The sequence below is a fragment of the Lysinibacillus sp. NPDC086135 genome (genome assembly GCF_044746345.1).
Lineage (GTDB): Bacteria > Bacillota > Bacilli > Bacillales_A > Planococcaceae > Lysinibacillus.
Genome location: NZ_JBIVCA010000013.1, coordinates 46,408 through 59,174 on the forward strand (window position 1 = coordinate 46,408; position 12,767 = coordinate 59,174).

12 protein-coding genes are annotated in these 12,767 nt (G+C 35.5%); 7 read left to right on the forward strand and 5 right to left on the reverse strand.

Annotation, left to right across the window (positions count from 1 at the left end):
- Nucleotides 1-668: 668 nt before the first annotated feature.
- Complete coding sequence (locus ACIPKN_RS16980) at nucleotides 669-974, reverse strand: hypothetical protein (RefSeq protein WP_400938101.1); 306 nt, start codon at nucleotides 972-974, stop codon at nucleotides 669-671.
- Nucleotides 975-1,684: 710 nt separating this feature from the next.
- Between ACIPKN_RS16980 and ACIPKN_RS16985 the strand changes: the two genes are divergently transcribed.
- Genes ACIPKN_RS16985 through bioF form a run of 3 tightly spaced genes read left to right on the forward strand, consistent with a single transcriptional unit; the run spans nucleotide 1,685 to nucleotide 4,076 of the window.
- Nucleotides 1,685-2,188, forward strand: a complete 504-nt coding sequence (locus tag ACIPKN_RS16985; RefSeq protein WP_400938102.1) for a hypothetical protein — start codon at nucleotides 1,685-1,687, stop codon at nucleotides 2,186-2,188.
- Nucleotides 2,169-2,900, forward strand: coding sequence for a 6-carboxyhexanoate--CoA ligase (bioW, locus tag ACIPKN_RS16990; protein WP_400938105.1), 732 nt, complete (start codon nucleotides 2,169-2,171; stop codon nucleotides 2,898-2,900). The genes ACIPKN_RS16985 and bioW overlap by 20 nt, the downstream gene beginning before the upstream one ends.
- 3 nt (nucleotides 2,901-2,903) lie before the next feature.
- Nucleotides 2,904-4,076, forward strand: a complete 1,173-nt coding sequence (gene bioF / locus ACIPKN_RS16995) for an 8-amino-7-oxononanoate synthase (protein WP_400938108.1) — start codon at nucleotides 2,904-2,906, stop codon at nucleotides 4,074-4,076.
- Between the two features lie 153 nt (nucleotides 4,077-4,229).
- On the opposite strand, the gene ACIPKN_RS17000 is transcribed toward bioF, so the two are convergent.
- From ACIPKN_RS17000 to ACIPKN_RS17010, 3 genes are all read right to left on the reverse strand, one after another.
- Nucleotides 4,230-5,084: a transglutaminase family protein gene (locus ACIPKN_RS17000; protein WP_400938110.1), complete on the reverse strand. Its 855-nt coding sequence runs from the start codon at nucleotides 5,082-5,084 to the stop codon at nucleotides 4,230-4,232.
- Nucleotides 5,085-5,145: 61 nt separating this feature from the next.
- The gene (locus ACIPKN_RS17005; RefSeq protein ID WP_400938113.1) at nucleotides 5,146-6,111 is read right to left on the reverse strand and encodes an alpha-E domain-containing protein; all 966 of its coding nucleotides are present in this window, start codon (nucleotides 6,109-6,111) and stop codon (nucleotides 5,146-5,148) included.
- Complete coding sequence (locus ACIPKN_RS17010; RefSeq protein WP_400938115.1) at nucleotides 6,065-7,555, reverse strand: circularly permuted type 2 ATP-grasp protein; 1,491 nt, start codon at nucleotides 7,553-7,555, stop codon at nucleotides 6,065-6,067. Before ACIPKN_RS17010 ends, ACIPKN_RS17005 begins: the two co-directional genes overlap by 47 nt.
- A gap of 174 nt (nucleotides 7,556-7,729) precedes the next feature.
- Between ACIPKN_RS17010 and ACIPKN_RS17015 the strand changes: the two genes are divergently transcribed.
- Both ACIPKN_RS17015 and ACIPKN_RS17020 read left to right on the forward strand, forming a co-directional pair.
- Nucleotides 7,730-8,143, forward strand: a complete 414-nt coding sequence (locus ACIPKN_RS17015) for a hypothetical protein (protein WP_400938118.1) — start codon at nucleotides 7,730-7,732, stop codon at nucleotides 8,141-8,143.
- A gap of 348 nt (nucleotides 8,144-8,491) precedes the next feature.
- Nucleotides 8,492-9,469: a tyrosine recombinase XerC gene (locus ACIPKN_RS17020; RefSeq protein WP_400938120.1), complete on the forward strand. Its 978-nt coding sequence runs from the start codon at nucleotides 8,492-8,494 to the stop codon at nucleotides 9,467-9,469.
- 28 nt (nucleotides 9,470-9,497) lie between these two features.
- Here ACIPKN_RS17020 and ACIPKN_RS17025 read toward each other — a convergent pair whose 3' ends face one another.
- Entirely contained in the window at nucleotides 9,498-10,397 is a 900-nt protein-coding gene (locus ACIPKN_RS17025) for a LysR family transcriptional regulator (RefSeq protein WP_400938123.1), read from the reverse strand.
- A 229-nt stretch (nucleotides 10,398-10,626) separates the two neighbouring features.
- Between ACIPKN_RS17025 and ACIPKN_RS17030 the strand changes: the two genes are divergently transcribed.
- Both ACIPKN_RS17030 and ACIPKN_RS17035 read left to right on the forward strand, forming a co-directional pair.
- Complete coding sequence (locus ACIPKN_RS17030) at nucleotides 10,627-11,736, forward strand: Gfo/Idh/MocA family protein (protein WP_400938125.1); 1,110 nt, start codon at nucleotides 10,627-10,629, stop codon at nucleotides 11,734-11,736.
- Nucleotides 11,737-11,806: 70 nt separating this feature from the next.
- Nucleotides 11,807-12,319 (forward strand): DinB family protein, encoded by a 513-nt coding sequence (locus ACIPKN_RS17035; protein ID WP_400938127.1) that lies wholly within the window; start codon nucleotides 11,807-11,809, stop codon nucleotides 12,317-12,319.
- Nucleotides 12,320-12,767: the final 448 nt, after the last annotated feature.

Sequence of the window (12,767 nt, forward strand, 5' to 3'; positions counted from 1 at the left end):
GTTAATTTTTATAGACAAATGTATTGATTAAATAAGGAACTCAATCTTCATTATAGTGCTAACGGGGAAGTTTTGGTGAATAAGATTTTGTAAACGAGATGGAGAGGAATTGATATTTATGCTTTTGCTTGTCGTACCGTTATTAGGAGTTTTGTGGTTTTTAAATTTCACTACTTTTTTGAAGAATTTAAAGAATGGAAAAAGTACTCATAACCAAAATGTTATAGGAGCACTCTTAACTTTTATCTTTATCTTTTCTCTAATGTACTGCTATGCTGGAACCCATTAAATAAAAAAGATTGTGAACCATTGACTTAATTAACGGGGTGCTTTAGTTGAAAAGAGACAGCAATCACTGTCTTTTTTTACTACTTAAATAATTCAAAATGAGCTGTAACCCATTTGTTTTCGTTGTCTGAAATATACTGTTCAGCAAGAATCAGTCTTTGGATAAGTTCTTGTTTTGATAGTTTCATATACTTTCTATGAAGAATATCAAGGTTACGGTCGGGTTTTAGTTTCCTGAAATAAATGTCCAAATCTAAGTTGTTCTGCGGTTTATTTACTTTGCTATTTTCTTTCAAAGGTTTTACTATGAATTTTAATCTACTTTCAGCCCGTTATTAACAGGGATAGAAGGTTCTCAGTTGTTATTTATAACGGGATTTTTAAACATTTTCGTGATTGGTCATACTCTCGTTTATGGTGTCTTTGATAGGAGTTGAAATCGGACTTAAATTTTCACGTGTTGCTTTTTTGATGAACACACCAGGATTCTTCACTTTCGATGGTGCCTGATGCATTATCAATAATATTTCCAAGGTTCGTTTTCTCCCCACGACAGAGAAGATTGATAACATCTCATCAGTAGGAAAAGTAAGAGTAACTGCTTGATACGCCAGTTTCACTAACACTGTTTCATCGACTTCTGGTTTTATAGCACCTATCTGTTCAGCCTCACTAACTGGGATCACTTTATTATCCGATTCAATAACTATCCAACCTTCTTTATCACTGCCTGACCGTATCTAAAGTTTAATAGTTTCTTCGTGTTTACCTAATAAGTCAGCCACTTCTTTTACTTTATATTCTTTCAAGCGATTGCCTCCAAACAGAATGTATGTTTCAAGGATGTACGTTTTATTTTACCGAAACAATTAATTACTACGGATATTACTTATATAGGGTATATGTGGTAGTAAATGAGGTCGTTTAGGGTCTAACAAATAAAAAAAGTACACCACTATATATAAGTGAAGTACTAATTGTTTAATATAATGTGTGACATTAAACACAACCTCTTGAAATTACTGTTTTATATACATTCACTTGTCTTTAATTTTACAGAGTAGCCTATACTTTTTTTGTGCGCCCCAACATGTATGTGATCTATAGAGTATATATTTGAATCGTGGGACAGCAGTAGTAACTAGCCAAGTGCAAGAGTTCACACGGCGATGCGGAATCTGAAAAAAGTATCTAGTCTTAGGAACACGAACTTCATTTTGTATCCTCTTAGTGATAATTAACAAAATTGAATTTTCACAAATAATAAAAATTCCTACCATTTTATCTACTTTCCTATCTACATTTGTGTTAACTTATTATTAATATAAGTTAACTCAAATAGAAAGAGTAGGAGGCAATGACATCAAGTATTTAAAAAGTAAGATGGAGGAATAAAATGATCCGAAAGTTTTCTACATATGATCTTGCCCAGATTTCATTGCTAGCTTGTCTTATTATCGTTACAGGCATGTTTAAAATTCCAACAGGTTTTCCTGGGTCTGACTTTCAATTATCAGCACCTATTGCAGTTGCGATTGCAGCGGTATTTGGATTTAAGCGATATTTTCTAGCGGGGATTATTGCAAGTATAATCTTATTTTTACTAGGTATACACTCGATCTTAAATGTGGAGATCTCATTCATTTTTCGATTGACTGTAGGCCTACTTATTGTTTTATTTGGGACTTCAATTCCGGTACTTGTTTTGGCAGGCCCAATCGGAACAACGATTGCTAGATTTGGTTTGGCTTTTACGTTAGGAACTCCATTGTTACCGTTAGTAGTTTTGGCTATTCCAGGCATGGTAATCACAGCTGTTAGTGTTTATCCCATTACGAAAATGTTACAGACAATAAATAGGAAAGTAGCAGGTAATAATCATGTTAAAAACGTGTTATAGCATTCGAATGCGTGCGGCAGAAAGAAGCCCTGAACTAGGGGAAAAGCATATATCTGGTGGTGAACGGATAGGTAGTAAATCTCAGATAGAGCCAATTGTAAAGCAGTTATTGAACAAAGCAAGTAATCATTCGCGTGGAGATGCTGACTTTATACAAATTACCGTTGAAAAAATTGCGCATGATCAGATACAGTATTTGCCACCATTAGAAATTACGACAGTTGAGGCCGATTCAATTGAAAAAGCCCATAGTGAAGCAAGAAAGATACTAACCTCCTTAGGTGTTTCGGAACATGCATTGAATGTTGCTTTTCATCAACTTGATAGTCATCAAAACCTCCGTGGGGCGATCATTCTAAATAGTAAAAGCGGCTTACGGCTTGACGATCGGGGGGAGAAGGGTGTTCGTGTATCACGAATCGATTGGCAGGATGCTAATGGGGAGCTGAATGAGCGCGTCCGTGAAGCGTTGGCTCTGGCGACGAAAGTGGCAAATTCTCCGTTTACAATTGCAGAATTATGTTGGTCTGATGATCCAGATTACGTGACTGGATATGTAAGTAATCGTGCCATTGGTTATGTCAGAATTACACCGTTAAAAAGGGAAGGCTGCGAGAGCGGAGGGCGCATTTATTTTGTGTCAGATGAAGTTGAACTAGAATCTTTTATAGACTATTTAGAAAGCGTACCGGTTCTCATTAGGAGGGATTAAAAAATGGAGCATTGGTTTCAGCAGGAACTACAGTTAATAGAAGAGAAAGGATTGACAAGAAAGTTACGTTCGTTTTCAAATGGAAATGAGAGCGAGATCATCATGAATGGTAAGAAATTCTTGCTTTTTTCATCTAATAACTATTTAGGTCTTGCAACAGATTTTCGGTTAAGAAAGAAAGCATTTGAAGGTATTAGTAAATACGGTACAGGAGCAGGTGGTTCGAGATTAACAACCGGAAATTTCGTCATTCATGAACAGCTTGAATCTGAAATTGCGGATTTGAAAAAGACTGAAGCTGCCATTGTTTTCAGCAGTGGTTATTTAGCGAACATTGGTGTGATTTCGAGTGTGATGAAGGCTGGGGATATGATTTTTTCTGATGCTTGGAATCACGCGAGTATAATAGATGGTTGTCGACTTAGTACTGCAAAGACAATTGTTTATGAACATGCGGATATGGTAGATTTAGAGCATAAATTAAGGGGATCACGTGGAGATGGAAAGAAGTTTATTGTGACAGATGGCGTCTTTAGTATGGATGGTGATATTGCTCCACTTCCCGAAATAGTTGCACTAGCAAAGAAATACAATGCTTACATAATGATTGATGATGCGCATGCGATAGGTGTCTTAGGAAATGATGGCCGTGGTACTGCTGATTATTTTGGATTGAAAGATGAAATTGATTTGACAGTGGGCACGTTGAGTAAAGCGATTGGTGCAGAGGGTGGCTTTGTGGCGACGTCGTCCATTGCAAAGAACTATTTACTCAATTGCGCTAGATCTTTTATTTTCCAAACAGCTTTATCTCCAAGTGCGATTGAAGCAGCGCGAGAAGGAATCTTCATTATTCAACATGAGCCCGAACGAAGGGAACAATTGCTGAATAATGCTAAGTATTTACGTTTGAAATTGGTGGAATCGGGTTTTGTAGTTAAGGGAGGAGAAACGCCAATTATATCTCTTCTTATTGGTGATGCCCATGAAGCTATGCAATTTTCTGAGAAACTAATGGATGAAGGTGTTTTTATTCCAGCGATTCGACCACCAACTGTGCCAAAAGGGTCAAGCCGGTTGCGGATTACAGTGATGGCTACACATACAATGGAGCAACTCAATGTAGTCATAAATAACATTAAGAAAATAGGAAAAGAAATGGGTATTGTATCATGATCAAGAATGATACCGAGATAAATTCTTTTGATATAGAATAAATTGTTGTTGACTACTGCAAAATTCAAGATTAAAATCATCTTAATAAAACCCCTGATTCTTCTGCTTGGCGTAGAAAAATCAGGGGTTTAATTTATACCATTGCACGTTTTGTTATAAATGATTCAATGCTTTGACGCTCACTTTAACTGTTAAATCATGTTTTCCACCTGAATAAACGCCTTCAACAGGGCTTATATCGGAATAATCACGGCCAATGCATAAAATAATGTGATTTTCTAATACTTCTACATTGTTAGTTGGATCGAGACCAATCCAGCCGATTCCTGGTATCATGACTTCTACCCAAGCGTGGGTTGCAATATCACCGATTAAGGCAGAGTTTTCATCGACGTATAAATAACCGCTAACATAGCGTGCTGGAATTCCTTTAGCTCTTAGCACTGCAAGCATGACATGTGTGAAATCCTGGCAAACACCTCGCTTAAGGGAAAAGGCTTCGCTTGCAGTTGTCGTAACATCGGTTGCACCAGGAACGTATTCAAAAGTCGAGTATAAATATTGCATTAAATTTAATGAAAATAATACAGGATTTTCAGCATGACCAATTGCATGATAAACTTCCTCTAACTGATTTTCTGTCATAAACGTAAAATGTGTAAACTTTAAATAGGGCAAATAATGCTCATAAAACAGTTTCGAGTGAAAAATTGTCTGCATTTCTGGTGAATATTGAATGCGATGAATAAATGGTGCACGTTGAATGCTGACAATAGAGGTCGTTTGAATTTCTAGCACTTGATGCTGCTCAGGTATATAAAATGTACCAACCGTATTGCCCCATATATCTGTATGCTCACGCGTTAAAGATGAAGGAGTGATGGCAATTCGATAGGATAGTAAGCGCTGACGCTCATCGCCCCTTGGTTTTAAGCGGATTGTATTTAAGCTTTGATCGACTTCAGACTCATATTGAAAAATATTTGTATGTTGAATTTCAAATTTCATTGTGTCTGCTTCCTTTGGATTACTGACTTGCTTGCTGAAAGGGAGCTGTTGTTGATTCCTTTCAAGGTTGTACGCTGGGTTCATATAAATGATAAATTGTTGAAAATGTATTGCCAAAATCAATACATTGACACAATCTTTCCTCCATTAACAAAATAGTTTCCTCTAAGGTAATATTCCATAAATCTACATTCATCACGGCAAATAATAAACTCTTTAATGGGGTATGAAGCTCTAAAAATCTTGCTGAAAGAGGGTCGCTTTCTAAACAGATAAAAGCTTCTTCTAATTTTTCTAAGCAAAACATCACTGAACGTGGGAAATGTTTATCCTGTAATAAATATTGAATAACATAAAGTAAATTGGTTTGGCGATGCTTGCGTAAATAAGACTCCGTCGCCTCCGATAAATCAAGTAAAAACGATCCGTCCGCTTCTTTTAAAGAGATGGCTATTTCCTTATGTTGCTCCAGTATAATTAAAGCCATACGAATCGTCTTTTCTACACGTTCTAACCATTTCCCAACTTGCATGAAATAAAAGGGTAAATCTCGATCCATCGAGCCTTCGATAAGCCCCGTTACCGTCAAAGAAGTCTTTCGAACATTTTGTAAAAAAGAGTTTAGAACAATTAGTGGAATTGGTCTTTCACGTTTCAACATTTCTTGCTGTAATGATAAATAAAAGGCATTTTGCAATTCCCAAAGCTCAATGGGTATGCTATCTCGAGTTATACGGGCGTTTTCTCGAACTGCACGTAAAGTAGCATGGAGGGCATTGCAGTTATTATTAGAAAAGAGTAGATATTCGATAAGTGGATTGACTCGAATCGACTCATAAAAGGACATGTATTCTTCCTTCGAGGCACAAATATTTAACACCGCTTCCCAATGATCGATGTATTCATTTTCTTTGCCAGATTGCTCCAACATATTCAACAGCTGTACTTGTAATATATGTGCATTCGTTTGTGATCGTTCACTATATCGTGCCATCCAGTATAGTGCATCGGCTACTCGACTTAGCATACTGCAATTCCTCCTTTAATATCCATGTATCTTTTGCTCCTCCACCCTGGGAAGAGTTCACGACTAAAGATCCTTCTTTTAATGCTACACGCGATAAACCTCCAGGAAGCACATAAGTATCCTCGCCCTTCATGACATAAACACGCAAATCGACATGACAAGGATAAAATCTCCCATTCTGAAAAGCTGGTGCTCTAGACAAGCTAATTGTTGGTTGTGCAATGTATTGAACTGGGTTTTCCAATATTTTTTCTTTAAAAATAGCCATTTCTTCATCACTCGCATGCGGACCAATTAGCATATCATAGCCTCCTGATGCACTAACGTTTTTTATGACAAGCTCTCTCATATGCTCAAGGACCCAACCTCGCTGTCTATCATCAGCTAGATGATAAGTCTCCACATTACGTAAAATAGGTTCCTCTTTCAAATAATAGCGAATCATATCCGGTACATAGGCATACATCGCTTTATCATCAGCAACACCATTACCAACAGCATTTAAAATAGCAATATTTCCAGCTTTATAAGCAGCCATAATATGAGGAACTCCAAGTAAAGAATCCTCACGAAAAACAACAGGATCTAAGAAATCATCATCAATTCGACGATAAATAATATCAATTTGCTCTAGACCGTATATTGTCTTCTTATACACCTTATTATCTCGGACAACTAAATCTCGCCCTTCAACAAGCTGAATATTGAGCTGCTGTGCTAAAAAAACATGATCGTAATAGGCCGAATTATACATACCTGCTGTTAAGAGGACAGCTTTAGGTTCTCTATCTGGATTCATAGAAGGTGGACGATGAGCAAGAAGTGCCTTCTTCATAAAGGACATTTGTTTGTCGAGTGACTGGATCGTATGTTTAGAAAAAAATTCAGGATACACTTCCTTCATCACAGATCGATTTTGAAAAACATAGGAAATCCCTGAAGGATTGCGTAAATTATCTTCTAACACGTAGTAAACGCCATGTTCATCACGAATCAAGTCTATGCCTGCTAAAAAAATATGATTATCAATAGGTACTTTTACACCAAGCATTTCTTTATAATAATACCGATTGTTTTCAATGAGTTGTTTCGGAATAAGCCCATTCTCAAAAATGGACTGTTCATGGTAAACATCATGTAAAAAACAATTTAATGCTTTCACACGCTGCTTCATACCAGCTTCTATTACTTCCCACTGTTCATATGGAATAATAATAGGTATAAAATCAAAGGGCATTGTCCGCTCTGTTCCACCTTGTGCACCATATACGGTAAATGTAATGCCTTGTTTAAGGAATGTTGATTGTGCTTGCTGATATTTTTCATCTAATTGTTCCTTAGTGAAAGCATGGAGCTTATGGTGGAAAGACCGATAATGAGGCTTCGGTTGATTACCTTCGAACATCTCATCAAAAAACATACCAGATTCATAGAACTTCATCATATGGATCGCCCTCCGAATTTAAGTAGTCGAGAAAACGTGTTACACTTAGTAAGAATCAATATCGCCTTGGCGACATTGTAGTAAATGGGTACCAATTGAAAAGGCACCATATCCGCATTCATCTCATCACCTTTAGAGTAATGAAGATAAATACATATAAAAGGAGCAAATGAAATGACAATCATTAATTTAATGCAAGCGTATGAGCTAGACAAGCTTTCAAAATTAGATTTTACTGATGAGGAGATTTTACGCACATTGCAAACAGGGGATGTATCAGTTTGGCAGGAAAAAGTACCAAACTATGAATTTTCCGAAACAATGGCACTTTACCAAGAAGGGGAGCAAATTTTCATAGATGCTCTGCACGGTAACTACAGTATCAAATATGTAACTTTGCCAGGCATTAAACGCTTATTGTATATTCGTCTCCAATTAGAAGAAGGAAAGGATTATCAATTATTAGAAACGGGAATCCAGCATTTAACTTGTGATGAGGAAGTTATCGCTAAACTTCAACATATGCTATCAACAAACTGGTCTCTAGCCAAACAAGTTGATGGGACGTATAGTATTTTTGTAAAGTAACGGTTTTCATACCGAAATCGACAAAAATCCAAATAATTCCACGTGTATTGTGAGAAGAATCGACACGTACAGTTACCCATCTTTTTATTTTTCGAATCGTCTCAGAGCATTTAACTCACTAGATTTAAATATTCATTTTTTTTGCTCTTTATACCTAAAAAATGAAACTTTCATAAAAACTTTTAAAAAAGGTGATTTTCTTTCTAAAGAGAATCATCTTTTTTATTGTCCATAAAAGGAACGTTTGTTCTGAGTTGTGAGAAAGAGCATTTTTTTCACTATAAAGTTCCCAAATTTATATTTGGGAACGTTTTTTTGTGGTAAAATAGAGAAAATAGAGGTGATTTTATGGAAAAGACAAAGCTTCCTAAAATAATGAGAGATTTCCTTGTTTATTTAACGACGATTAAAGGGAAGTCTCATCGCACAAGAAAAGAATATGAATATGATTTGACATTGTTCTTCCGTTTCTACATAGCAATTCAGAATGATCATGAACTATCAGATTTAACGAAAATAGATATTTCAACTATTTCAATAGAAGAAATTCGCGAAATGACACTAGAGGATCTTTATTTATTTATGGAATATTGCGAGGTGCAGCGAGGGAATTCAGCTTCTGCGAGAGCGCGTAAAGTAGCAACGTTAAAATCATTTTTTAAATATTTAAAAGGGAAACGACGTCTACTAGAGGAAAATCCGGCAGATGAATTAGAAACGCCAAAAATAGGACGGAAAAAGCCTATCTATATGAACATTGAGGAAGCCACGCAATTTATCGATGGCATCCAGCCAAATCGTGCTTCACCGAGGAATTATTGTATGATGATGTTTTTCTTAAATTTAGGGATTCGTGTGACGGAGCTTTGTCAGCTAAATAGGTCATCTATACAAGGTCGCTACTTAACGGTTGTTGGTAAAGGGAATAAGGAGCGGACAGTATATTTGAATGATAGCTGCATCCAGGCACTTGCAGACTATGATAATAGCGGAAAGGCTGCATATAAAGGAGGGGACGAGGAGCCTCTTTTCGTCTCACAAAAGGGAACACGCTTCACCCGTCAAACCGTTGCAAAAATCGTTAAACAAATTAATCAGCAATCGGGACTTCAAAAAGAACGCCTGACACCGCATAAGTTACGGCATACTTCCGCGACAATGATGTATAAATCTGGGGCAGATATTCGAAGTCTCCAGCATATACTTGGCCATTCAAGTGTTGCAACGACACAAATCTATACTCATATTGAAGATGAAGAGCTACAACATGTACTCGAAAATAATCCGTTCAATATTGTTCGTACTAGAGAACATTTCATTGAATAAAATAGGCAACTAAAAAAGCCGATTTTCCTTACTTGTAGGAGTCGGCTTTTGGTTCTATTATCTGGTTGTTAGCTTCCATTCCATCAATAGAGTTTGTTTGCTCAATAAACTGTCTTTCAATTGGCGTAAATTCGTGATGTAAACGAGTAATTAAATATAAATCAACGAATCTAAAGGTTGATGGTACATCTAAGTATTGTTCAATGTTGTATCGTCTTGCTATACGTTTAGAAACTAAAGTAATTCCCATACCCATCATGGCAAATTGTAACAAAGTTTCTGGGTCTCCTACTTCAATTATTTCTCCCTGCGTAATAGTTAAATTCATACATATGTCTCGCAATATTGAAAGATACAAACAGTTATCAGATAGCACAAGTAAGTTTTTTTCACATATATAATCCTCGAAGATTGTACTCCGATCAATACCTTGACCTATGATAATCATTTCTTCAATAGCAACTTTTTTATACTTTATATTATTATTTTTTAATGTGCCAATCGTATAGGCTAGATCAATTTTCCCTAGCAGAATTTGATTTTCTATATACTCTGTTGAACCTGTTTTTAAGGTTACCGATAAATTAGGGTATGTTTGATAAAGCTTATTTAAAGCTTGTGATATTTGAGTTCCTCCCATTGAAATCATCGTACCAACTCGTAGTTTTTCCTCATGTTTTTTCATCATATTTTCTGTTTCTTCCCAAAAAAACAATATTTTCTTAAATTGATGATATAATTTTTCTCCATCTTTTGTTAGTGTTACACCTTTAGAATTTCGAATAAATAATTCTTGATTATAATGATTTTCGATTTTTTTAATTTTTGCCGTCATATTTGATTGTAGGTGATTCAATTTAGTGGCAGCAGCTGATATACTTTTCAATTCTGCAACTGACACAAATGCTTTCATGTTTTCAATATCCATTTCTATTCACATCCATCAAAAAAAGTGATAGGGCCATCATTAATTAACACTTAAAATGATGTCTTGTTTTCATTATACTTTGTAAAAGGATATAGAGAAACTTTTATTAGTGGAGTTTGTCATTCCTAGCTAGTCTTCAGCACGCTAAGTTTTGAGGTGGGAGTCTTTGTAGCCGTCGCTTCGATTTCGCTATAGATACATTACTGCCAGTTAATAGGAGGTATAGTTAATGGAAAATAGAATTATCAATGTAGGGATTATAGGTGGATCTTTGAATAATCAATGGGCAAGTCAAACACATATTCCAGCACTAAAGAACAATCCCTTCTACAAAATAACAGCAATTGGAACTTCCAATATTGTTACTGCTGAAAAAAGTGCTAAAATCCTAAAGGCACCTCATGCTTTTACAAACTATAAGGAATTAGCGCAATCGAAAGATGTTGACTTAGTAGTTGTAAGTATCAAAGTCCCTCATCATTATGATGCTGTACTAGCAGTATTAGAAGAAAATAAACATATTTATTGTGAATGGCCACTAGCTATTCATACGCAGCAAGCAGAAAAAATCGCTCAATTGGCAGAAGAAAGACATATTCATCATGCAATTGGACTACAAGGTAGGCAATCTCCAGAAGTTAACTATTTAAAACAAGCAATTCACAAGGGGGATATTGGTAAGGTTATTTCCTGTACTATGCAAGTTGCAACACAAGGAAAAGGTGGAATAACAGATGAAAAAGGCCGTTATCTATTACACGAAGATAATGGAGCAACCCTTCTTTCCATTAACGGCGGGCATTCACTAGATGTTCTCTGTTATATTTTAGGTGATTTTAAAGAACTATCTGCTACAATGAATGTCCACTATACCGAAGCGTTCGTACAAGAAACAGGTCAGTCAATAGAAAAAAATACAGCTGATCAAATATTGATACAGGGGACGCTCGTAAATGATACTTCAGCATCTGTACATATCCAAGGAGGGGTTTATCCTTCTTTTCAATTAGAAATTAGGGGCGAAAAGGGAGCATTTCGCTTAACACAGAAAAATTCCTATGGCCATATCCAATTTGGGAATCTTATCATTGAAAAAATGATCCATCCAAATAATTTGTTTAACTCTAAAGATATTTTAATTGAAGATGTAAAAATATCAGAACAAAATAATGACGCTATAAGTTATGTGAATCAAGCTTATACGATGTTGGCAAAAGATATTGTTGAGAGCAGAAAGCATATTCCCGATTTTAATGACGCTGTCAAACTGCATCGATTGTTAGATGTAGTTCGAAAATCTGCAAAGACTGGTAAACGAATATTCATAAAGCAACTATAAAAGAATATTTCACATTGTATAAAACATATACAGAAAAGGGAGTAAAAAAACATTAGTGGAGGAGATACAAATGAATCAATTAATAAACGATCATCTATGTGAAACAAGAAATAACTTAGTTGAGGAAATACAATTATTAAGTGATAGTCAATTCAATGCTAAGTCTGATGTTAATTGTTGGAGTATCGCCCAGGTTTGCCATCACTTAACTTTAACGGAAGAGTCTTTTATAAAAGTAATTGCATGGGGTTTAAAACAAGAGAATAGTCAGCAAAAGGAACGTAAAAATGTTCACCTTATATTAGATAGAACAACGAAAGTTCCAGCACCAGAATTTCTTGAACCTGCTAATGACTTTTTGACAGTTCAGCAAATCATTGCGCTGCTTGACGATTCTAGAAAGAAATTTACAACTTTCCTTGATACAATTGAAGATCCATCCCTATTAACAGAAAAAATCTTTAAACATCCTGTTCTGGGCGAATTACCCCTTGATCAATGGATAGAACTAGTTTATATTCATGAACAACGGCATATTGAACAAATAAAAGAAATCAAAGCACTCATCAAAGTTGAGCATTAATGACCTAATTGGAGATTGAATACAAAGAATGAAAAAAAGAAAAGCACGACATTATGTTAAAGAAATTATAATAGAAATTTTAAATTCAATCGTATTTGAAATAATTTGGAACATCTTAATTTTTATTCCTAGAATGAGTATTAGATTATTGAAGAATATATGATGAAGGTCCAATTTCTAGTGAGCAACAAAAGAGATTGATAAATAGACATAAAAAAGAAGGAAGGGGCAAAGAGCTTTCCTTCTTTTTGTATGCTTTATGGTATAATTATTATTATTTACTATTTTTAGGTAGGAGAAGTTATGAAGATTTATAAATCAATTTGTATATGATCGTTTATTTTACTCTTATCCGGGTGTAATGCATTTCAGCTAAAACAGCAGTATCCTCTTCAAAAGTAACGTCAGAGGCTGTAAAAAGTGAACCTGTTGTCCTAGATATCACTCA

Bases quoted from the DNA above. Each gene is read 5' to 3' on its own strand.
- ACIPKN_RS17005 (WP_400938113.1), bottom strand. From the start codon at position 6,111: ATGCTAAGTCGAGTAGCCGATGCACTATACTGGATGGCACGATATAGT.
- ACIPKN_RS16985 (WP_400938102.1), top strand. From the start codon at position 1,685: ATGATCCGAAAGTTTTCTACATATGATCTTGCCCAGATTTCATTGCTA.
- ACIPKN_RS17035 (WP_400938127.1), top strand. From the start codon at position 11,807: ATGAATCAATTAATAAACGATCATCTATGTGAAACAAGAAATAACTTA.
- ACIPKN_RS17010 (WP_400938115.1), bottom strand. From the start codon at position 7,555: ATGATGAAGTTCTATGAATCTGGTATGTTTTTTGATGAGATGTTCGAA.
- ACIPKN_RS17020 (WP_400938120.1), top strand. From the start codon at position 8,492: ATGGAAAAGACAAAGCTTCCTAAAATAATGAGAGATTTCCTTGTTTAT.
- bioW (WP_400938105.1), top strand. From the start codon at position 2,169: ATGTTAAAAACGTGTTATAGCATTCGAATGCGTGCGGCAGAAAGAAGC.
- ACIPKN_RS17015 (WP_400938118.1), top strand. From the start codon at position 7,730: ATGACAATCATTAATTTAATGCAAGCGTATGAGCTAGACAAGCTTTCA.
- ACIPKN_RS17030 (WP_400938125.1), top strand. From the start codon at position 10,627: ATGGAAAATAGAATTATCAATGTAGGGATTATAGGTGGATCTTTGAAT.
- bioF (WP_400938108.1), top strand. From the start codon at position 2,904: ATGGAGCATTGGTTTCAGCAGGAACTACAGTTAATAGAAGAGAAAGGA.
- ACIPKN_RS17000 (WP_400938110.1), bottom strand. From the start codon at position 5,084: ATGAAATTTGAAATTCAACATACAAATATTTTTCAATATGAGTCTGAA.
- ACIPKN_RS17025 (WP_400938123.1), bottom strand. From the start codon at position 10,397: ATGGATATTGAAAACATGAAAGCATTTGTGTCAGTTGCAGAATTGAAA.